The sequence below is a fragment of the Polynucleobacter necessarius genome (genome assembly GCF_900095215.1).
GTDB lineage: Bacteria > Pseudomonadota > Gammaproteobacteria > Burkholderiales > Burkholderiaceae > Polynucleobacter > Polynucleobacter necessarius_H.
Genome location: NZ_LT606949.1, coordinates 553,288 through 573,829, shown reverse-complemented (window position 1 = coordinate 573,829; position 20,542 = coordinate 553,288). Strand labels below are relative to the sequence as shown.

The 20,542-nt window shown below is 47.0% G+C and carries 20 protein-coding genes and 1 other RNA gene; 9 read left to right on the top strand and 12 right to left on the bottom strand.

From position 1 onward, the window contains the following. Positions 1-114: 114 nt before the first annotated feature. From recR to dnaX, 3 genes are all read right to left on the bottom strand, one after another. On the bottom strand, positions 115-729 hold the full coding sequence (gene recR, locus DXE35_RS03200) for a recombination mediator RecR (protein WP_114689545.1): 615 nt from the start codon (positions 727-729) through the stop codon (positions 115-117). 33 nt (positions 730-762) lie between these two features. Then, on the bottom strand, positions 763-1,086 hold the full coding sequence (locus DXE35_RS03195) for a YbaB/EbfC family nucleoid-associated protein (protein ID WP_114689544.1): 324 nt from the start codon (positions 1,084-1,086) through the stop codon (positions 763-765). A 75-nt stretch (positions 1,087-1,161) separates the two neighbouring features. Then, positions 1,162-2,805, bottom strand: a complete 1,644-nt coding sequence (dnaX, locus tag DXE35_RS03190) for a DNA polymerase III subunit gamma/tau (protein ID WP_114689543.1) — start codon at positions 2,803-2,805, stop codon at positions 1,162-1,164. Positions 2,806-2,837: 32 nt separating this feature from the next. Here dnaX and ffs point away from each other — a divergent pair. The 4 genes from ffs to DXE35_RS03170 all read left to right on the top strand — a co-directional run bounded on the left by ffs (position 2,838) and on the right by DXE35_RS03170 (position 5,226). After that, an RNA gene (ffs, locus tag DXE35_RS03185) (signal recognition particle sRNA small type) lies at positions 2,838-2,936 on the top strand. A gap of 282 nt (positions 2,937-3,218) precedes the next feature. Next, positions 3,219-3,878 (top strand): 3'-5' exonuclease, encoded by a 660-nt coding sequence (locus tag DXE35_RS03180; protein WP_114689542.1) that lies wholly within the window; start codon positions 3,219-3,221, stop codon positions 3,876-3,878. Positions 3,879-4,328: 450 nt separating this feature from the next. Further along, positions 4,329-4,823, top strand: coding sequence for a tripartite tricarboxylate transporter substrate-binding protein (locus tag DXE35_RS03175; RefSeq protein ID WP_114689541.1), 495 nt, complete (start codon positions 4,329-4,331; stop codon positions 4,821-4,823). Further along, the gene (locus tag DXE35_RS03170) at positions 4,813-5,226 is read left to right on the top strand and encodes a tripartite tricarboxylate transporter substrate-binding protein (protein WP_415069898.1); all 414 of its coding nucleotides are present in this window, start codon (positions 4,813-4,815) and stop codon (positions 5,224-5,226) included. The genes DXE35_RS03175 and DXE35_RS03170 overlap by 11 nt, the downstream gene beginning before the upstream one ends. Positions 5,227-5,479: 253 nt before the next feature. Here the strand turns inward: DXE35_RS03170 and DXE35_RS03165 are convergent, their stop codons facing one another. Both DXE35_RS03165 and DXE35_RS03160 read right to left on the bottom strand, forming a co-directional pair. After that, on the bottom strand, positions 5,480-8,998 hold the full coding sequence (locus DXE35_RS03165; protein WP_231969977.1) for a UvrD-helicase domain-containing protein: 3,519 nt from the start codon (positions 8,996-8,998) through the stop codon (positions 5,480-5,482). After that, complete coding sequence (locus DXE35_RS03160; RefSeq protein ID WP_114689539.1) at positions 8,995-12,006, bottom strand: PD-(D/E)XK nuclease family protein; 3,012 nt, start codon at positions 12,004-12,006, stop codon at positions 8,995-8,997. Before DXE35_RS03160 ends, DXE35_RS03165 begins: the two co-directional genes overlap by 4 nt. Positions 12,007-12,103: 97 nt before the next feature. Between DXE35_RS03160 and trxA the strand changes: the two genes are divergently transcribed. From trxA to DXE35_RS03135, 5 genes are all read left to right on the top strand, one after another. Next, the gene (gene trxA, locus DXE35_RS03155) at positions 12,104-12,430 is read left to right on the top strand and encodes a thioredoxin TrxA (protein ID WP_114689538.1); all 327 of its coding nucleotides are present in this window, start codon (positions 12,104-12,106) and stop codon (positions 12,428-12,430) included. Between the two features lie 264 nt (positions 12,431-12,694). Continuing rightward, positions 12,695-13,951 carry a transcription termination factor Rho gene (gene rho / locus DXE35_RS03150; RefSeq protein ID WP_114689537.1) on the top strand — a complete coding sequence of 419 codons (1,257 nt, stop codon included), beginning with the start codon at positions 12,695-12,697 and terminating at the stop codon, positions 13,949-13,951. A gap of 170 nt (positions 13,952-14,121) precedes the next feature. After that, the gene (locus tag DXE35_RS03145; protein ID WP_114689536.1) at positions 14,122-14,469 is read left to right on the top strand and encodes a type B 50S ribosomal protein L31; all 348 of its coding nucleotides are present in this window, start codon (positions 14,122-14,124) and stop codon (positions 14,467-14,469) included. 89 nt (positions 14,470-14,558) lie between these two features. Beyond that, on the top strand, positions 14,559-16,277 hold the full coding sequence (locus DXE35_RS03140; RefSeq protein ID WP_114689535.1) for an ArnT family glycosyltransferase: 1,719 nt from the start codon (positions 14,559-14,561) through the stop codon (positions 16,275-16,277). Between the two features lie 3 nt (positions 16,278-16,280). Next, complete coding sequence (locus tag DXE35_RS03135) at positions 16,281-17,672, top strand: MATE family efflux transporter (RefSeq protein WP_114689534.1); 1,392 nt, start codon at positions 16,281-16,283, stop codon at positions 17,670-17,672. A 20-nt stretch (positions 17,673-17,692) separates the two neighbouring features. Here the strand turns inward: DXE35_RS03135 and DXE35_RS03130 are convergent, their stop codons facing one another. The 7 genes from DXE35_RS03130 to DXE35_RS10260 form a co-directional block, all read right to left on the bottom strand. Further along, positions 17,693-18,154: a glycine zipper family protein gene (locus tag DXE35_RS03130; RefSeq protein ID WP_114689533.1), complete on the bottom strand. Its 462-nt coding sequence runs from the start codon at positions 18,152-18,154 to the stop codon at positions 17,693-17,695. Between the two features lie 36 nt (positions 18,155-18,190). Beyond that, positions 18,191-18,637, bottom strand: coding sequence for a hypothetical protein (locus tag DXE35_RS03125; protein WP_114689532.1), 447 nt, complete (start codon positions 18,635-18,637; stop codon positions 18,191-18,193). A gap of 133 nt (positions 18,638-18,770) precedes the next feature. Continuing rightward, the gene (locus DXE35_RS10930) at positions 18,771-19,355 is read right to left on the bottom strand and encodes a tripartite tricarboxylate transporter substrate-binding protein (protein WP_269459857.1); all 585 of its coding nucleotides are present in this window, start codon (positions 19,353-19,355) and stop codon (positions 18,771-18,773) included. Positions 19,356-19,474: 119 nt separating this feature from the next. Further along, a complete protein-coding gene (locus tag DXE35_RS10925) occupies positions 19,475-19,765 on the bottom strand; it encodes a Bug family tripartite tricarboxylate transporter substrate binding protein (protein WP_269459856.1) in 291 nt (96 codons plus the stop codon). A 31-nt stretch (positions 19,766-19,796) separates the two neighbouring features. After that, positions 19,797-19,985: a hypothetical protein gene (locus DXE35_RS11325; protein WP_415069892.1), complete on the bottom strand. Its 189-nt coding sequence runs from the start codon at positions 19,983-19,985 to the stop codon at positions 19,797-19,799. Positions 19,986-19,996: 11 nt separating this feature from the next. After that, positions 19,997-20,296 (bottom strand): disulfide bond formation protein B, encoded by a 300-nt coding sequence (locus DXE35_RS11320; RefSeq protein WP_415070276.1) that lies wholly within the window; start codon positions 20,294-20,296, stop codon positions 19,997-19,999. A 75-nt stretch (positions 20,297-20,371) separates the two neighbouring features. Next, positions 20,372-20,524 (bottom strand): DUF5993 family protein, encoded by a 153-nt coding sequence (locus tag DXE35_RS10260; RefSeq protein ID WP_231970143.1) that lies wholly within the window; start codon positions 20,522-20,524, stop codon positions 20,372-20,374. Positions 20,525-20,542: the final 18 nt, after the last annotated feature.

Here is a 20,542-nt window from a genome sequence, read left to right as displayed (position 1 = left end):
GGCAATTTACCTAGTCTTTATGTCCTTGGTATGACAACACCTTAGCCATAGATCATTGACGGCTAAGCCTCTACTTGTGCCTTGAAAAAACCTACAAGGAAGATTGCAGAAGAGTTAGCGGCGATCCATTAAGGCGCGAGCCAATGTACCCGCGTCTACATACTCGAGCTCTCCGCCCACTGGGATGCCGCGCGCAATACGAGTCACCTTGATGCCTTTAGCCTTAAGCACCTCACCGATGTAATGAGCGGTAGCCTCACCCTCACTCGTGAAATTCGTAGCTAGCACTACTTCGCGAATAGGCACACCGGTATCCGGAGCTTCAATACGGATGAGCAATCGATCAAAGCCAATTTCATTTGGGCCCATGCCATCGAGCGGTGAAAGACGCCCCATCAATACAAAGTAATTCCCTTTGAAGCTTAAGGTCTGCTCCACCATCACTTGATCAACAGGTGTTTCCACAATACAAAGGAGTGATGGATCACGACGCCCATCTGAGCAGGTACTGCAAATCTGCGTTTCTGAAAATGTATTACAACGAGTACAGTGCCCTACTGTTTCAACTGCTTCGCCCAATGACTGAGCAAGCACAGCTGCGCCATTGCGATCATGTTGCAAGAGATAGAATGCCATCCGCTGAGCAGACTTGGGGCCCACTCCAGGAAGTACGCGCAATGCCTCGATCAATCGACCAAGTGCATCTTGAGGTGCTTCTATACGCGCCATGGAATATATAAATTCGTATTTAAAAAGTATGAATTAGAACGGCAACTTGAAGCCGGGAGGCATAGGTATACCGGCAGTTGCGCCAGACATCATCTGCGCGCTAGCGGCTTCCACTTGCTTAAATGCTTCTGTATAGGCCGTCACGATGAGGTCTTCCAGCATCTCGCGATCATCCATTGCACCCGGATCAATCTGCACTCGCTTGAGCTCGTATTTGCCAGAGACAGTCACCTTTACCAAACCACTAGCAGCTTGACCAGTGACTTCTAACGCAGCCAATTGAGATTGCGCCGTTTTCATCTTCTCTTGCATCTGCTGGGCCTGTTTCATGAGGCCAGCAAGTCCACCTTTCATCATCGCTTCTTTTCCTTAATGACTTACATATAGAGTGAAAATTAAATTCAGTTGCTTGATGCTTTTAGAAAGGTTGGTTTAAAGAGGCTTGACGGAGCCACCAACCACCTTCGCACCAAACTCTTTTTCTAATTGCTGAATAAATGGATCAGCCGCAATCATTTGCTCGGCATTCATTCTTTGCTCTTGGTGAATCTGGGCATCAACCTTGGCAACTGTCTTGCCTTCCACTTCGCCCTTTTCAATAACGATCTTCACTGGCTTACCAAAGTGGGCAGTGAGCGCACCAGCCAAACGCCCAACAGAAGCTTCGGAAGCTAACTGCGGCATCGGCGTCACAATGGTTGCGCGCACTCCAACTACTGAATCATTCCAATCTTGCAACTCTGTCTGAAATGCTAACTGTTGCACTAAACCTTTTACGGGCAACTGGCGCACCAAAGCATGCCAATCAGGCCGCTCAGCTGAGCTGGCCACGGCAGTTTGTGCAGCAGCCACTGGGGCAGATGCTCTTGCGGCAGGAGCTCCAGCTTTAGTTGCCGGTGCAACTGCTGGACGCGCGATATTTACCGGCGGAGCTGACGGTGATGAGGGTGCAGCAGAGCCACCGCCTCCACCATTACTACCCGGACGAAATGCCAACATACGCAAGAGCGTCATGGCAAAGCCAGTCTGCTCGTCTGGTGCGAGTGATAAATCTGGACGACTAGTAATGGTGATTTGATAGAAAAGTTGGGCTTCTTCTTTTGTCAGTTGACCAGCTAGGCGATGAATCTCACCCGCTTCTGGCCAATCGTCTAATACAGATTCTGGCACTACTTGCGCTGCCGCAATCTTTTGCAACAAGCTTGAGAGATCTTGCAATGCCAATGAGAAAAACATGCTGCGCTCGCCCATTTCATTGGCGACTGCAAGAAGACTTGCGCCGTCCTTAGTAATTAAGCAATCCAGAATGCGAATCAGATAAGCATCGTCCAATGTGCCAAGCATGCCACGCACAGACTCTTCAGTGACCTTGCCGGCAGCATAAGCAATCGCTTGATCAGTAAGCGATAAGGCATCACGCATAGAGCCTTGCGCTGCTTTAGCCAATACTCGCAATGCGTTGACTTCGTATTCCACTTTTTCGGAGACAAGTACTTTTTCTAGATGCTCAACAATAAGCGGTATCGGCATTTGCTTCAGATTGAACTGCAAGCAGCGAGACAAAATAGTAACGGGGATCTTTTGCGGATCAGTAGTCGCTAGAATAAATTTAACGTTCTCTGGAGGCTCCTCCAAAGTTTTGAGCATGGCATTAAAGGCATGATGGGTGAGCATATGCACCTCGTCAATCATGTAGACCTTATAGCGACCATTGCTTGGCGCATAAGCCGCTTTTTCTAAAAGAGCAGCAATATCATCAACACCACGATTACTTGCGGCATCCATCTCGATGTAGTCAACAAAACGACCTGCATCGATTTCCATACATGCTGGGCATTTTCCGCAAGGCTCTGCAGTCATCTTGCCGGAACCATCAGATCCTGTGCAATTGAGTGCTTTGGCCATAATTCGAGCAATCGTCGTCTTACCCACCCCACGAGTGCCAGTAAAGAGCCATGCATGGTGCAGGCGACCCTGATCCAAAGCATGGGTTAAAGCCTTAACCACATGGTCTTGGCCTACTAATTCAGAGAAGGTTTTGGGGCGCCACGAACGGGCTAATGCCAATGCTGTCATGTCTTACATTCTAACAAGCTAAAATGGAATTGGATGGGCCTCCCCGCATGGTGGGTTGGATAACCTGGTCAGGTCGGGAACGAAGCAGCCAAACCTAATTTCTGCCAGTGCCGGGGGTTTGGCTCATCCACCATCCCCTGGAATTCAGAAGATCTTCAGCAGCCTGAAAATCCCCCAAATGATCCAAATAATCAGCAAAACTAAGACAGTTCTCGCATCTAGAGAGATCCTAAACAGTTGCAATTGTTTGTGAGAACACTCGATAGATAGCTGCAAAGTAATTCCTCCCTCTATAATATAAGAGTTCAGCGTAGCGTTTTTGAGTCTAGGCGTGTAGCAATTGGGGATGATTTAGATGTCAGTCAAGTAATAGTCAAGGCACAATAGACCCATATCACCCTATTGAAAACTTTATGCCCAAAGCCATTATTTTTGATGTAGAAGCAACCGATAAGAATGATGCGGTCATTATTGAAGCTGCCTCATTAGATGTGACCTCTCTTAATCCATTTGAGGTTGGCAATCCTTGGGTGCAACGCTATAACCCTGGGAAACCCATTAGCTTGGGCGCCCTTGCGACGCATCACATCATGGATGAAGAGCTGGTGAATTGCCCCGCAAGTAGCTCGTTTCGTTTGCCCGCTGGCACTAAGTACCTAATTGGCCACAATATTGATTTTGATTGGGTTGCGATTGGTAAACCTGAAGTAAAGCGCATCTGCACCCTTGCGCTTGCGCGTAGCTTTTGGCCCGATCTCGACAGCCACACGCAAAGCGCCCTACTCTATTTCTTTGAACGCGATACTGCTAGAGAGCAGTTGCGCAGCGCCCATAGCGCCTTAGCTGACGTTTGGATTTGCTCCAAGATTGTTAAACAAATCATTGACAGGCTACATCCTGTCTCTTTAGATGCCCTGTGGGAAATGTCTGAGAAGGTCAGAATTCCGAAGATCATGCCTTACGGCAAACACAAGGGTGAATTCATCAGCCAAGTGCCAACAGATTACAAACAATGGCTATTGCGCCAAGACAATGTTTCCGAATACTTGCGCAAAGCCTTAGAGGCTAAGTAAATCAGCTTTTACTATGGAATAAGGAATCCGTGATTTCCTTATTCCCCTTCTCGGCTTGCTGCTTGTTCTTTACTGATACTTGCGGCTAAACACTCACTGATTTTTACTGGCATTGCGCTTGGTATTTTTTAATACTGCGCAGTCAGACAGAATCATGATCACAGCCAATGAAATGCCATTGAAGTTATTCATCAAGTTGCTGATTGTGTTCATCTGATTCCCCTCGTTCGCTAGATTCATTATTTGCGTCCTAACCATTAATATACTGCATGTTTATACAGTATATGTAAAAATCGTAAAAATGAGGTTATTTTTGTTGTTTTGATGCCTTTGAAGGGGTTTTCTAGTCATAAACCCCGACCCCGCTCACCCCAATTCACAGGTAGACACCCCCATAATGAGCGTAGCAATTGCTGAAATCCAATACAGCCATATAGGCGTGGGAGGCACATGAAGGCACTAACAAGTTTTGGCATTGCACTGACACTTCTATCTAGCGCAATAAGCCATGCGCAGCCCTTTCCAGACAAAACCATCCAGTACATCATCCCCTTTCCTGCTGCCGGTGAGTCAGATTTGGTGGCGCGCTATCAAGCGGATATCTCCGCTAAAAAATTCAAGCAACCCATGATGGTGATTAATCGCGCTGGTGCTGGTGGCGCTTTGGTATCGAGCGCCTTGAATACCTACCATGCCGATGGCGCCACCGTTGTGAGCGTGAATATTCCCCACACCATCTTGCAACCACTACAAGCAGATATCCAATACAAAACGGATGACATTAACGCGATCTACTACTATCACTTCACGCCTGATGCACTGATGGTCTCCGTGGACAGCCCCTACAAAACTTATCAAGAATTTATTGCTGCCGCCAAAAAAAGAGCCCGGCACAATGTCCTTGGCTGGCTCAGCACAGTTCTCAGCCAACCACATGGCGGTTGAGCGCCTCAATAAACTAGCGGGCGTCAAAATAAATTACGTACCCCTCAAAGGCACAGGTGATTTGATTACCACCCTGATTGGTATGCACGTCGACGGGGCCATGGACTACCTCCCTTTGGCAATTCAACAAAAAGGGAAAGTGCGTACGCTGGCAATCGCTACCGAGAATCGAAACCCCGCTCTACCAGATGTACCAACCTTTAAAGAGCTTGGCCTAAACTTAGTCGATGGCGCATATCGCGGCGTAGCTGTACCGAAAAGCACACCATTAGTCCTCCAGCACAAAATGTCTGATTACTTCGCACAACTAAATGCGGATCCAGAAACCAGGCAAAAACTAGAAGACTCCGGTTTTATCTTGGTGGATATTCCACTGGCAAAAATGCCCACGTTCATGAAATAGAAAACGGCTCAAGCTATGGACGATGCAAAGAATGCTGGAATGATTAAGTAAGGATTTTTAGATGCTCTTTAAATAAAAAACCACCATATCGGTGGTTTTTTATTTAGCAGAACGCGATCGCCAGAATTGCAGTATCGTCCACAAAGGCATTAGAGATATAAATACTAGCCCGACATAACCAAGGTTGGGCACTCTCTAGGAGTTCGATGCGGATGGGAAAGCGTTCCATAGCTAGATGATAGTGCTTTATGCCCTACTTGACCTCAACTATCTCGCCACTGGATGAAATCAAGTAAGCCTTGTTTGTTTTGTCTTTTCTGATGCGCGCCAGCTCAGCTTGATAGTTTTTGAGTTGGGCGCGATACTTTTCATACTTCTCGCTACCCACTTCTGGGATGGTGAGCTTGTAATCGATGATGACCAAATGATCATCAAGCTCCACTAAGCGATCCATGCGATAGCTTTTGCCTTCTTTGCTGACAATGTCCAACTCATTCCATGCTTGAACCCATTCGCCCGATGTCAGGTAGCGTTTTAGTCCTGGAGCTTCTAGCACCATCTTTGCGCGAGTCATTAGAGTTTTTGCATGCTCTTGATCAACGTCCAGCCAATTCATAAGCTCTTGCTCACCCGGCATAGACGGCTTTACTTGGTTATTGGAGTCTGGGGTGAGGAACTCAAGCAACTTATGAAAGTTCGTGCCCTCTTCTAGAATTTCTGGATCTAGCGCTTCTTTTGCTTGTTCCAAAGCCTTTTCTGTCAACTCTTGAGCTAATGCATCACTCTCAATCTTGGCAAGATGCTCTTGATAGGTAGTGATTGCACTATCCCACTCAACTTGAAAGTGATCAATCTTAAATGGCATGCTACCGCGTTCAACTTCAATCTCTTTTACATCCGTTACAACACTTGGAAGATTGAGTGCATCAATATCTAATGTAGGTATACCTGCTGCCAAGGCCCTGCCATACCAAGAGCGCTCTTTAATTCCAGATTTTGACTTCGCCGCGACACCGCTAATCCACAAGCCTTGTTTAGCCCTGGTCATTGCGACATAGAGCAAGTTCCAGTTTTCATTCTGACTGACTTCACCCTCTTTTTTAAATACTGCGCTACGTTCGCCTGTTAAGGTTTTAGCGGTATACATAGAAAGATGGGTTGGACTATTCTGCTCTGGTGGCCAATCTAACAACACCCCTCGGTGCTGCGCTTTCCACTCCGTATTATTGGCATCAAGGATGAAAACAAAGGGTGCCTCCAATCCCTTTGCACCATGAATTGTCATTAAGCGCACACGTCGATGTCGCTCCTCATCTGACATCTCACTATCTAGATCTACTTCGCCAATATCATCATCAGTATCCGCCTCCGTTTCAGCTTCTACATCCCCCTCATCCGGCGTTTCATCATCATCACCACGCCGCATCGCATTCATTGCATCAATAAAGCGGCTCAAGCTAGGATAGCGTCCACCATCCTGATTTAAAGCGAGCTCTAAAAAGGCATCTAAATTAGCCAACACCTGTGCACGAGCTAGATTCTGCGCAGAAATGGCATAACTCACTCGTAAATTACTCTCGTGATAGATCAAATCCAACAAATCATGCACAGGCAATACCTCACCCAGGCCACGCCAATGTTCTAAATACCTCGCAGCCTTTTGTATTAGTGGATTTTGACTAGCCTGCAAAGCATCCCACCAGGATGAAAATCCGTCAGCCATGCTCTTACGGAGCTCTTGCATTTGCTCTTCAGTAAAACTAAAAATAGGGCTACGCAACACTTGCGCTAAAGGCAAATCATGTCTTGGCGAAACCAATACTGTTAACAACGCAATCAGATCATCGATCTCGAGAGTATTTAACAAACCACCTAGGCGCGAACTGTCATAAGCAAGCCCTGCATCACGCAAGGCTTTTTCATATTGAGGTAAGAATTGGCGTCGCTTCACCAATAAAATGAAATCGCTCCCCATTGCCTCACGCCAGAAGTCTTTCCCATCTTTCTTATCCATCACCTTGCGAGTTGCTATGATGTGATGAATCAAGCGAGCAATGATCTCCCCTTCTTCATAGCGTTGCTGAACACTTGTAGTGTTCCCAGCATCCTCAATGGGACCATCAAACGCCGTACCATTTCGCTCCACTATCGACGGATCTTTGCGCTCAATCAAGGGCAATAGATAAGCTTCACCCATCGCAGCGTAGTCATGCCCTGAAATGCCTTCTAATAATGGTTTCCAGGCAGTTTCCTGTTTTGTATACCGATAGGTATCAGGCAAAGGTCCTGCCAAGAAAATCTTGTTCACTGCTTCATTTATAGCAAGTGCATTGCGGCGTGTCGTATTTTTATTTTGAGCTTTGGCTTGAAGCTTAGTCTCTAAAAATATGCGAGCACTATCAAATAATCTTGGGTCCGCACGGCGGAATCGATAAATCGATTGCTTAGGATCGCCCACGATAAAAATGCTTGGCATGGAGCCATCATCCCCATATCCCGCCAACCAAGCGCGCAAAATCTGCCACTGCAGTGGATTGGTATCCTGAAACTCATCAATCAGAATATGTTTATATCTAGCATCTAATCTGGCCTGTAGATAGGCAGCATTATCAGAGCTCGCCATTAATTGGCTTACACCAATTTCTAAATCATCGAAGTCCCGAACGCGCATGGCTTCTTTAGTTTTTTCCATATGAGCAAGCATTGCTTCACTCATAGCAAACCATGCATCATTTAAAGCATGCATCAAATGCTCGCCCTGCCACACAAATAGAGCCTCATAGGCATCTAACCACCCCTGACAAATCGCAGTAAATTCATCAGGATCTCCACCGATACTCTTGATGTACTTAGCCATCGGAACGGAGGGCTTTGCAATAGTAGCTAATGGAGTACGTTTTTGGGTAAAGAAGTATGTCTCCCATTGATCAGCAATATCCATCACTGATCCACCTGCCATATGGTGCTTGATGACCCCCTCAATATAGGGGGCGCTTCCTATTTGGGTTGGAGTTCCATTACAAAAACATTTATAGAGAAACTCTAAATCCGTTTTTGTCTGGGTTTGCCTCCAATGTGCCTCAAGGGGGTTTAACACTCCCAAGTGCGGCAGTATTCTTTCTAAGCACTCAATCGGTTTAATGCGCTGTTTCTTACAAGACTCTTGCAAAAAAATCCATGCGCCTCTTTGCTTGAAAAGGCTATAGTGACCCATCAAGAATTTTTGAGTCTCTACCGCACCAAACTCTTCCAACAAAACGTCGTAGTGCTTTTGTAGATCATCGGGCAAATCACCCCACCAATCTGCCATACACTCTTCCTGCAAACGCTTACCATCCTCACGTAAGCTAAAGCCCGGCTGGACTTCTGCCGATACAGGCGCAGCCCCCAATAGACGGCCAAACCAGCCATGGAAGGTGTCTATAACAACCGCCTGTGGGCTTGCTAATACATTTAAATATAGCGCTCTTGCCTGCGGGAGTAATGCAATGGCGTCTTTTTCATCTAAACCTCGCCCTACCAACTCACTGATCAAGGTAGCGTCATCGCAGGTAGAAAACTCCTCTAGCAATTTATAGAGGCGATCGCGCATCTCCTGCGCAGCTTTGCGAGTAAATGTCAGCGCCAAGATTTGCTGTGGTTTTGCACCGGCTAGTAGCAAACGAATCATGCGTGACACCAATAGCCATGTTTTGCCACTTCCAGCACAAGCGGAAACAATGACCGATTCAGCAGGATTGCAGGCTATGGCGGTTTCTAACTTATCGCTCACCACATTCCCTTTCTGCAAACGCCTCTTGCTTCACAGTATTGACATACGCTATCGGGGGCGAATGCCCTCATGGGTTTGCGGGACCATAAATCATTCAAGTCATTAACTACCTGTTCGGAAAATTCCGCCATTACTGCAGGCATATCCTCAACTGGGTGAGCTCGAACAATCTTTTCCTCGTCCTGCACGTCAGCCCTCAGCGTGACCCATTCGGCCTGCTCTACCTCTCGCCCTGGAATGCGAGCTTCAACAGGGTTCTCAGTTGCGCCCCTGGCATAAATCAATAACTGTGGATCGTCCAGAATATTCGCTGCACGTTGAGTAATTTTCTTTATCTTCTGGTTTTTATAGTCAATCACCGCAGCTGCACTGGCATCGGACTGATTAATATCAAATCGATCAGCGCGCCCGGCAATCCAGATATCTTTCTTGATTCCCTTGGGATCGGTAATCGACAAAGTAAAACCAACAGACAACTCAGCATCATGGTAGCGCCACCCTTCATTTTCACGCTTTAGCTGCCAATCGACAAAACTGGGTATCTGTTTTTGCCAGTCTCGCAAAGTTCCCAATATTCTGGCATCACCAGCAATGAGCCTCTCGAATTCTTTGTTGGAAAACTGCATGAGATGCTCAATCATCCATTGACGTCTTGCATCCGCACCACCATGAATAGTGGAGTGTGATTTTTTTTCTTCTGTTTTGAGTGCCTGAAAGAAGTTTCTCAACAAGGCGTGTAAAGTCTGGCCAGCCAAAGAGGCATCAAAGCCCTCTTCAAATTCTTTTGCTTTACGTAAACCCAATAAATTGCTTACGTAATACCGATAAGGGCAATCTCTCAAAGCCTTATAGGCACTCGGCGAAACCGTAGTTGGGATTTTCAAATCTAGAGCTGGAATACTCACCGATTTTTGAATAGGCTGTGATTGCCCTTCAAATGGCTTGAGCTTTGCTTCCACCACTTCCCATGGAATTTTCTTTTTGAGCACAGCTTGTAAACGTTGAATCCAAGCAGATGGCCTTAAGGGTGCACCACTTTTACTCTTACTTTGCCAAATTAAATCTACGCTCTTACATGCTACTAATAGCTGAGAAAGATCGCGGGCTTGTTGAATGTATTGCGCAGTAATAGTGGATGACTTTAGATAACGGTTGAGCGCATTCGAAAAAAACAATGGTGGCTCAGAAAATGCGGGCAATTGTTGCTCATCGCAACCTATGACAACTACAGCATCAAATTCACGTAGGCATGTTGAACGGAGAGGCAAAATACTCAAGGTAGCCCCTGCTTCTTTGCCGGCCTCCTCATAAGCAGCTTCTTCGATCACCGTTTTAAGGAGACTCAACCACTCTGGTAATCGCATCTTCAGATCTTTGTATGGCCCACCACTCAGGTCGAAGCGCTTAAGAACCTCTAAAAGCTGCTTACCGGCAGCATCTTTCTCAAGTCGCGGAGCCATGCCAGCCTCCTCAAGGCTATCTTGAAGCTGGACATAGGCCTTTGAGCATTCAAGGAGCGGTGACTGCCAAGCGAAATGCAGTTTTTTAGCAAACTGGATTAATTTTATGAGCTGCTCATTTGGTGAACCGCCATGCATACTGGCATATCCATTCGCTTTATCAATTGCAGCAATAAATGTTTCCCAGCCAGACTTTGCTTGACTAGCAAGCAAAATATCGTCGAGCTGCGCAATGAGATCAACACGAACCTCAGGGCTCTTTTGCAGGCTATGCGCTAAATCAAAATAAGGGTTTTGCAAAAACTCGAGTAAGACGCTCGCACTAGGACCTTCCTTAGGCGCACGGATTAACTCTAGCAAACTATCAAATGCAGCTGCCGCTCTGGTAGTTGACAACCTCCAACCCGTTTCATCACGGATACGAAGAGAATCCCCAAGGCGACTTAAAAGTGCACGTGCACGGCGTGCCGCTAAACGATCTTGCGCCACTAGCGCAATATTTTTCTTCTTATCAACTAAATGCGACTCGATTGATTTTGCCGCTACCCACGCCAACTCCTCGAAACGTCTTGCTGCTAGCAAACGCCAGCCTTCATGACGACTTAAGTTGATATTGCCCTCAACCTGCTGCTCTGCTGATTCATCTGCAAGAACGATTTCGCCATCGACGTCTTGCCCACAAAGCGCCTCCGGCCATAAAGCAACAGTTTGCCAATCAAGAACGACACGCACTACTGTCGCATATTGAGCGTACTCACGTAGGTAACTATCGATTAATTCCTGATCTACTGGCTTTGGGTCTGCAGTTTGCACCCAGATAAATGGGCGCACTGTGTCTGGACTGTTTTTTGCATTTTCTTTTGCTGCTTGCAGGTGAGCAGCCATGGCTAAATGCCTATGAATAATAGGATCGCCAATGCTGGTGAGGTAGCGCCAGAATGTTAAGAGGACCGCAGACTCTTCATCTACGACATTACGTGAGAGACCTACGTAAGCTTTTGCAACTGCCTGATCTAGTGCAAGCTCCACTTTTTTAAGCCAAGCTTCAGCATCTAGCGAGTGTGTCTCTAATAAGATATTGAGCTCGCCTTGCAACTGGGGAACCACCAATTCAGACAAGGCATCACATGCATCAATAACTGCTTGAGCCAATCCCCATGCTCCCGCTTCGCTTTCAGCTTTGAACCATGCTTTGAGTTTTGGATGTTTGCGAAGATTGATGTAAACCGATAACCATCTCTCCAAATCCGTTTGTTTCTTCGGAAACTTCCATGCGCCGGGCGCTGCCTCTAGCCAATCCGCAAAGCTAATAACTTGAGGCAGAAAAGCGATCTTGCTAGACAGGTCCTTTGGTCGGTTTTGCTCTAAGGCCGTCCTGACCCCAATCAGTGGGCCAGCGGTACTGAGCACTACCAAGGGACGATGATTAGTTTGCACTGCACAATCCCAAATACCTTTTGCCAATTGGGCGAGCGCTTGGCTATTGGGCGTGATTGCCCAAGCTTGTGGCTGCTTTTTGTCTGAAATGGTCGGAAAAGGTTGAGGCATTAATTGAGTAATTTATCTATTTTGAATAGAACGTTCCGCTTATTGCTAATATAAGCGCTGTAACCCAATAACTAAATAAGCCAAATAAGGAATTTGCATGAGTGCCGGCATTAAATATGTAACTGACGCCTCTTTCGAACAAGACGTCCTCAAGTCCGATAAACCTGTTCTGCTCGACTTCTGGGCTGAGTGGTGTGGTCCTTGCAAAATGATTGGCCCGATCCTGGAAGAGCTCGCTGGTGAATATGGCGACAAACTACAGATCGCAAAAATGAACGTGGATGAAAACCAAGGCGTACCTTCCCAATTCAATATTCGCGGCATTCCCACCTTGATCCTATTCAAAAATGGCACCGTGGCTGCTCAAAAAGTAGGCGCTTTGGCCAAATCCCAGTTGACCGCCTTTATTGATAGTCACCTGTAAATAGTCTCAGACCACAGGTTCACCAGCTGAGCCTGTGGCTTTTCCCGATGTGCCGCAGTTGTCAGACCCGTTTTTTAGTGTAGTATTGCTCGAACGCACTAATCAGTGCTCCGATTTTCAGAAATTTATCCCCCCCTTTTTTTCTTTTAGCAAACGCCCAAAACTCTGGTTTCCCCTATCTGCGTGATCTTAATCAACGCAGCGATACCTCAAAACAAATTCATTCCATTCTGATTTTTCCCTTTATTTACACCCGAGAACCACATGCAATTAACTGAACTCAAAGGTCTCCACGTATCCGCTCTGCTCGAAATGGCAGCCAGCTTGGAGATTGAAAATACTCAACGGATGCACAAACAGGAATTAATGTTTGCCATTCTGAAAAAACGCGCGAAGGCCGGTGAAACCGTTTTCGGTGATGGCACATTGGAAGTGTTGCCTGACGGCTTTGGTTTCTTGCGCTCACCTGAAGCCTCTTACATGGCTTCTCCAGACGACATCTACATTTCTCCTGCGCAGATTCGCCGCTTTAACCTCCACACTGGCGACAGCGTTGAAGGTGAAGTGCGCGCACCTAAAGATGGTGAGCGTTACTTTGCATTGGTAAAGGTAGACAAGATCAACGGTTTGGCTCCAGAAGCCCTCAAGAACCGCATCATGTTCGACAACTTAACACCATTACACCCGAACCGCGTAATCAGCTTAGAGCGTGATATCAATGCCGAAGAGAACCTGACTGGCCGCATCATCGACATGATCGCTCCTATTGGTTACGGTCAACGCGGCTTGATCGTAGCGTCACCCAAATCCGGCAAGACCGTGATGATGCAACACATTGCGCACGCAATCTCTGCAAACAATCCAGATGCCATTCTCATTGTGCTGCTCGTTGACGAGCGCCCTGAAGAAGTCACTGAAATGCAACGCTCTGTTCGCGGTGAAGTGGTTGCCTCCACCTTTGATGAACCAGCAGTTCGTCACGTACAAGTTGCTGAGATGGTGATTGAAAAAGCAAAACGTTTAGTGGAGATGGGCAAAGATGTGATCATCTTGCTTGACTCGATCACTCGTCTTGCGCGCGCATACAACACCGTAGTTCCTTCATCAGGCAAAGTACTCTCTGGTGGTGTGGATGCGCATGCATTGCAACGTCCAAAACGTTTCTTTGGTGCGGCACGCAATATTGAAGAAGGCGGTTCATTAACCATCATTGCTACCGCCCTGATTGAAACTGGTAGCCGTATGGATGACCTCATCTACGAAGAGTTCAAGGGCACCGGCAATATGGAAGTTCACCTCGAGCGCCGCTTGGCCGAGCGTCGTGTGTACCCATCTATTAATCTGAATAAGTCCGGTACCCGCCGCGAGGAATTGCTTGTTAAAGCCGAAAATCTCCAGAAGATCTGGGTATTACGTAAATTGCTGGCCGACATGGACGATATTGAGGCGATGAATTTCATCGTCGATAAGCTTAAATCCACCAAAAACAATGGTGAATTTTTCGACTTAATGCGTCGCTGAGGCTAATTTAGAGGTCCAGAGGGTCATTTTGCCACTTTTTGGACCTCAAAAATGCGCTCTTTTATTGATTTCATGGCATAATGTCGCCTTTACCGCTTTTAAAACCTTAAAACCTGGGAAAGTATTTAAGTGAATTTGACTCAAACGGCTACCCGCTTATAGGACTTATAATGAAACCTGGCATTCACCCAGATTACCGTGAAATCGTCTTTGTAGACGTTTCCAATAACTTCAGCTTCAAGACTCGCTCCACAATGCCCACTAAAGAAACCATTAAGTGGGACGATGGCAATGAATACCCATTTGCTAAGATCGAAACTTCATCTGAATCACACCCTTTCTACACTGGTACCCAGAAAATTATGGATACCGCTGGTCGTGTTGAGAAATTCCGTCAGAAATTCGGTACTAAAGCTGTTGCTAAAGCTTCCGGTGATGGCGCTGCTAAAACAGCTGAGAAAAAAGCTGCAGCCGCAGAAGCAAAAGCTGCTGAAAAGACAAGCAATAAGAAGGCTTAAACCACTTCTGTTCGCGGGGTATGTGAAATACCTGCTCTGCGAGATAAGCAAGGCAGCGTTTGCTGCCTTTTTTATTTTGAACTTTACCCATGGTTAAACTTACCGCCGCCGCCACCAAATCAATTCCACGCATTGTGATTTTTGCGTTGACTTTGGTTTACGGTTTCGCCGGACTCTTCTTTCGAGATCCTTGGAAGAATGAGGACGCCATTGGCTTTGGTGGCATGTGGACTCTCTTTCGCGGTAACTCCATCGACTGGATTGTTCCGCACCTAGCTGGTCGAGATATCTCACTTGGAACGCCGCTTCCTTACTGGATGGGCGCCACATTAATTGAATGGTTTGGTCCATTTATTGGCGCTGCTAACGCAGCGCGTTTGTATGCGGCAATTTGCTTCTTCTCCGCAGCGCTAGCGATTTGGTACGCAACCTATTTATTTGGGCGTCGTCGTGAAGTCCAGCCAATGGCGCTTGCTGTTGGCGGCCAACCGGACATGAAGAGTTATGGCATGACATTGGCCGATGGCGCCTTGCTGATCTTCCTGGCTTGCGTTGGTCTTGCTCAACGCGCTCACGAAACCACGCCGATGATGGCGCAACTAATGGGCATCAGCATTGTTTTGTACGGCACTGTGCGCGGCCTAGATAAGCCTTGGCAAGGCGGGCTATGGACTGGCCTTGGTATTGCCATCGTCGCACTATCTAGCAACCTCACTCTCAGCTTGATTATTGTCACCTCCACTATCATCTCGGTCATTGCTAGCAACGCAAAGTTACGCTTTCGCTGGACACTTACCAGCACTGTTTTAGGTTTAATGGGTTTTGCCATTTGGCCACTCATTTGGTACGTTGCAGATTTATCTCCATATTGGCGTCATATCGCCGCAAAGGGATGGCGCAATATGCCGGAAATGCGCGCCACTCCATCCATTGAATCCATGGGATTTTTGAGTGTGAACTTCTGGGATTACGCCTGGCCTGTTTGGCCGTTGGCTATTGTTTCATTAGCCCATTGGGGGCGCGTTAAGGAAGCGGGTGCTTGGCGCGCCCCACATCTTTGCATACCACTCAGTTTATTTATTGGTAGCTTGATTTATGTTCTGTGCCGCCTTGAGGCAAAAGAACATGATTTAATGATTTTGATTCCCAGCCTTTCTATTATTGCCGCATTTAGCTTGCCCATTCTCAAGAGAAGCGTCATTAGTTTTATCGATTGGTTTGCGATGTTTAGCTTTACGCTCATCGCCCTAGCGATTTGGATTATTTGGCTAGCAAAGGTCACGGGTTACCCAGAATCTACTGCTGCTAATATCGCTCGCCTACTTCCCGGATTTGAAGGTCAGTTTAATGTTCTGGCATTTTTTATCGCACTCGTCATTACCGGCCCATGGCTTGCGATAGTTCTCTGGAGGACTTCTCGCGCCCCTAAGGAGATTTGGCGCTGCCTGATCATCTCCGCTTCAGGCACTACGCTGATGTGGGTCTTATTGATGACTCTCTGGCTGCCAACCATTAACTACGCCAAAACTTATCGCCATGTATCGGCGCGATTAACCCAAGTCATTCCATCGGGTGGCGGCTGCATTAATACGAGCAACCTTGGCTTTGCTCAGCTCGCCTCTTTTGAGTACTTCTCCAAACTCAATCTGCGCGATGACGCCAATTGCCCATGGATGCTCACTCACAGTCAATCCGAGGCAAAGACGTACGCTGAGCACAACAATAAAAAACTTCATCTACTTTGGGAAGATCGTCGCGCAGTTGACCGTGATGAACATTTACGTCTTTACAAAGTCGTCCAAGAATAAATCGTGCTGCACTTTAAGTTATCGCGCCTACGCGAGGACATCCCCTCTCTATTAAAACTTGCCGGGCCTTTGCTCATTGGTCAACTGGCTGTGATTGCGTTTGGCGTCTTAGACACCGCGATGACAGCGCGCTACTCCGCTGATGACCTAGCCGGGCTAGCAATGGCTTCAGCCATCTTCATTAGCATTTACGTTGGCTTGACTGGGGTCATATCCGCCATCGCCCCGATTGTCGGCCAACTCTTTGGCGCTAAACGCTTTTCAGAAATCGGTGAAGAAGTTCGTCAAGCGACCTGGCTTGCTTTAGGTCTGACTATTTTCGGCTGCCTGATTTTGCTCAATGCGGATCACTTGCTTGCCATCTCCCAAATGAATGCCAGCATTGAAGGCAAGGCAAAGCTATACCTCAGCATATTGGCAATTGGGTTACCGGCGAGCATGGGCATGCGCGTGTTAATGGCCCTTCACAATGCGGTATCACGCCCTACTGTAATCACTGTGGTGCAGATTATTGGCCTAGCACTCAAATTGCCACTCAATTTACTTTTCATTTATGGTGGTCTAGGCTTTGAAGGCATGGGTGGCCCTGGATGCGCAGTTGCCACCGTCATCATCAACTGGTCATGGCTACTCATGACTTTAGGGTTTGTGTTATTTGATCGCTTTTATAGACCATTTAAGATCTTCGCGCGCTTCAGCATGCCGGACTGGCATCGCATTTGGACTTTGCTAAAGCTTGGTACCCCCATTGGATTTAGCTACTTAATTGAAGTGAGCTCTTTCACTTTTATGTCTCTGTTTATTGCGCGTCTTGGCACTACCGCATTAGCAGGACACCAAATTGTGGCCAATATTGGGACTGTTATTTACATGGTGCCACTATCCCTCTCCATCGCCACGATGACCTTAGTGTCTCAAGCGATTGGCGCGAACAAACCCAAGCGCGCTGAAGAGATCGGTTGGTCTTCGGTATTTTTTACCACTACACTCTGTATCGGCATTGGTATCGTTGTTTGGATTTTTAGATTTCAGATGTTGGACTTATACGATCCGCCAGCAGAGGTAAAGGCATTCTCAATTCCCCTCTTTCTGTTTATTGCGTTTTATCAAGTGTTTGATGCCCTGCAAATCACAGCAGCCTTTATTCTGCGATCGTACCGCGTCGCGTTCTGGCCCATGTTGATTTATGCCGGCTCACTTTGGGGTGTGGGCCTAGGTGGGGGCTACCTCATGGGCTTCAATGTATTGGGCAATACGCCAACATTCTTGCAAGGTGCCAACGGCTTCTGGGCCGGCAATAGTCTCAGCCTAGGTCTCGCTGCATGCCTCTTGCTCTACCTCTTTAGAAGAACAGCGGAGCGCTATGAGAAGACCCATCCGCCAGTTGAGGTCTAAAAAGCGAGTACACCTCGGGATCAACGATAACCTTGGCCTGAAGCAGGCACTGCATAACTAGGAACTTGATTACCCTTAGAGTACATGCACTGCTGATAAGCAATGTTGTATTGGATTTGTGCTTGGTTTTGCTTTCCAGATGCATGCATAGCACCAATTGCAGAACCGCCCAATAATCCTACACCTGCGCCAGTTCCAACACCAGTATGACTACCGCCACCGATGACGGCGCCAGCTGCAGCGCCTAGGGCTGCAGCAAGAGCTGCACTGGTAACACCCTCCTTCAGAGCGGCATCGCCTGTATCTTTCACTGCATTTGCAGCAAATTGTCGGCACACTTGATCTTCTTGTTGAAATACCTCAAAAGGCTTACCCTCGCGTGGCATGACGGCGATAGTCGGACCAGTTGGCGCGGATACGCATGCGGTTAATGATGCAATAACAGATGCAGTTAATACTGCGGTGCGAGTCAATCGTTTCATATTAAAACCTTTAACTATTCTGAAATTCTAAAAAAATTAGTGCTGTGGCTGCCTAGGCTGAGCGTTACTCGCCGGTGGAGTTTCGGATTGAGTTTGCCAGCCACTGGGGCACTCTTGTAAATATGGAAAATATTTTCCGCTAGCGGGACAGTAATACCAAACCGCAGGTTGGGGTTGAGCAGCCAAAACAATAGGCTGAGATGGTGGGAGATAAGTCACCACTGGTGGTGAATACACTACGGGTGGAGCGCAATAGCCGCCATAAGGTCCGTAATAAGGGCCAGCATAAGCCCAATTACCTCCCCATCCAGGATCCCAACCACGTCCATAAGCTCCGTATGGCGCTGGACGCCAGCCACCGCCATAACCCCCGCCAACCGATACATTCCAGCCTACATTACCTGCTTGGGCTATCACCGGTGAAGCCGACAATAAAGCCAACAAGGCCACTCCTAAAATACTGAATTTATTGAATACTTTCATGATCGACCCCTATAATATATTGGTCTTGCATTTCCTAGTGAGTCCATTTTAGTTTTTACTAGCCTTACTAGCAATAACGCCTTAAATACGGTTAGGCTGACGAGAAAATCAATTATTTATAGCAAATGTTTTGCTACTCTAATTTTGCACCCGATTGCTGTACCACCTTACCCCATTTAGCAGCCTCGGAAGAAATTAACTGAGAAAGCGCTTTTGGGCTACTGAGCGCAGGATCTAAACCATTTGCCAACAGTCGAGACTTAATCTCGGGATTGCTCAAGGTCTGACGAACCATTTGATTTAGACGCTTTTGAATGGGGGGCGGCAGATTGGCTGGCGCCATTAATGAAAACCAAGATATCGCCTCAAATCCAGTCATGCCCTGCTCGGCTAAAGTGGGGATCTCGGGGGCTGCATGAGAGCGCTTCGGCGTAGTAACTCCCAGCGCCTGCACTTCACCAGCCTTAATTAGAGCCAAAGAGGAAGATAAATTATCAAACAGCATTGAGATCCGACGGCTGAATAAGTCCGGCAATGATTGGGCGCGGCCTGTGTAGGGAATATGGCGTATTTGCACACCAGCCATCTCTTTAAATAATTCGCCAGACATGTGTAGTGAAGTGCCGACTCCTGGAGAGCCAAAAGTGAGTTGATCAGGCTTGGCTTTCGCTGGATCAATTAACTCATGAAGATTGCTCGCGCCCAATTTCTTATTCACAATCAAAACGTTCGGCGTACTAGCTAAAAACTAATCGGCGTGAAATCCTCTACAGGATCAAAAGCGATCCTTTCATAAAGCGCGCCGTTGATCGCATGAATGCCAACGGTACCAATTAATCAGGTATAGCCATCGGGCTCGCTCTTAGCAACCAGATCGGCACCAATATTACCGCCATACCCTGGTTTATTTTCCACCAATACGGGTACACCCAAATTCTGCTGCCAACTTTCCGACAAAACGCGCGCCAAGATATCAGGCGCACCCCCAGGAGTAAATGTCACAATAATCCGAACGGATTGCTTTGGCCATTTTGCATTCGCTACTGAGCCTGGTTGCGCATGCGCAAGAAAAGTTAGACATACCGCAATTGCAAACAAAAAGCTCTTCAGCACTTTAGAGAATTCCATGGTTCATCAACTCAGAACTAGACCGAGCGGTCTAGATTAAAAAACCAAAGCGAGAGCGCAGCCATAACAAGCCCTCATACTTCACAGGATCATCAGCGCAAGGACCAATACCACACTCAAGCAAAGTGGAAACAAGGTTTCCAAAAACTAAAAGAATAAAAAGAATAAGAATCGTATTCGCAAACCAAGAGCGCGAGCGCACTGCTCGATTAGGCAGCATTAGCAAGATAGTCAATCCCAGTAGAAAACCGGTATAGCCAACATAACCCCAAGCATAAAAATGCAATTCCAAAAAAGTTTTACCAAACACTGGATCGCCAGGCAAAACATGTAAAGCACTTGGCGCAAAGAAACCATCATGCCCACTAGGCCACCAACAATCCCACAACCATAGTGAGATGAATGAGCGCCACAACGAATATTCAAAACCAAAGCACACCCAATAATGACAAATCCAATGCGCTGCATCAAACACAGCGGGCAAGGTAATTCACCAAAATAGAGTTGATCGATAAACGCATAGGACAGCATGCCAACAATGGCCAATAACGCAAGCTGATTACCTAAAGCCGCTAACGAAGGAAAAGAATGCCTACTCACAATCAATTACAGACTGATATTGAGATGGCTGGTTGCATGGAAATGAGACCAGCATGAAAGAATTCCGACAGTGATCGCTAAAACCACCAAACCCGCAAGACGCTTCTCAAACCAGACTAAAACCAGTCCAATAAAAACTGTCAGAAAAGGTAGGGACATATACATAAGAGAATGCTA

Bases quoted from the DNA above. Each gene is read 5' to 3' on its own strand.
- recR (WP_114689545.1), bottom strand. From the start codon at position 729: ATGGCGCGTATAGAAGCACCTCAAGATGCACTTGGTCGATTGATCGAG.
- DXE35_RS03195 (WP_114689544.1), bottom strand. From the start codon at position 1,086: ATGATGAAAGGTGGACTTGCTGGCCTCATGAAACAGGCCCAGCAGATG.
- dnaX (WP_114689543.1), bottom strand. From the start codon at position 2,805: ATGACAGCATTGGCATTAGCCCGTTCGTGGCGCCCCAAAACCTTCTCT.
- DXE35_RS03180 (WP_114689542.1), top strand. From the start codon at position 3,219: ATGCCCAAAGCCATTATTTTTGATGTAGAAGCAACCGATAAGAATGAT.
- DXE35_RS03175 (WP_114689541.1), top strand. From the start codon at position 4,329: ATGAAGGCACTAACAAGTTTTGGCATTGCACTGACACTTCTATCTAGC.
- DXE35_RS03170 (WP_415069898.1), top strand. From the start codon at position 4,813: ATGGCGGTTGAGCGCCTCAATAAACTAGCGGGCGTCAAAATAAATTAC.
- DXE35_RS03160 (WP_114689539.1), bottom strand. From the start codon at position 12,006: ATGCCTCAACCTTTTCCGACCATTTCAGACAAAAAGCAGCCACAAGCT.
- trxA (WP_114689538.1), top strand. From the start codon at position 12,104: ATGAGTGCCGGCATTAAATATGTAACTGACGCCTCTTTCGAACAAGAC.
- rho (WP_114689537.1), top strand. From the start codon at position 12,695: ATGCAATTAACTGAACTCAAAGGTCTCCACGTATCCGCTCTGCTCGAA.
- DXE35_RS03145 (WP_114689536.1), top strand. From the start codon at position 14,122: ATGAAACCTGGCATTCACCCAGATTACCGTGAAATCGTCTTTGTAGAC.
- DXE35_RS03140 (WP_114689535.1), top strand. From the start codon at position 14,559: ATGGTTAAACTTACCGCCGCCGCCACCAAATCAATTCCACGCATTGTG.
- DXE35_RS03130 (WP_114689533.1), bottom strand. From the start codon at position 18,154: ATGAAACGATTGACTCGCACCGCAGTATTAACTGCATCTGTTATTGCA.
- DXE35_RS03125 (WP_114689532.1), bottom strand. From the start codon at position 18,637: ATGAAAGTATTCAATAAATTCAGTATTTTAGGAGTGGCCTTGTTGGCT.
- DXE35_RS10925 (WP_269459856.1), bottom strand. From the start codon at position 19,765: ATGGAATTCTCTAAAGTGCTGAAGAGCTTTTTGTTTGCAATTGCGGTA.
- DXE35_RS11325 (WP_415069892.1), bottom strand. From the start codon at position 19,985: ATGCTGCCTAATCGAGCAGTGCGCTCGCGCTCTTGGTTTGCGAATACG.
- DXE35_RS11320 (WP_415070276.1), bottom strand. From the start codon at position 20,296: ATGCTGTCCTATGCGTTTATCGATCAACTCTATTTTGGTGAATTACCT.
- DXE35_RS10260 (WP_231970143.1), bottom strand. From the start codon at position 20,524: ATGTCCCTACCTTTTCTGACAGTTTTTATTGGACTGGTTTTAGTCTGG.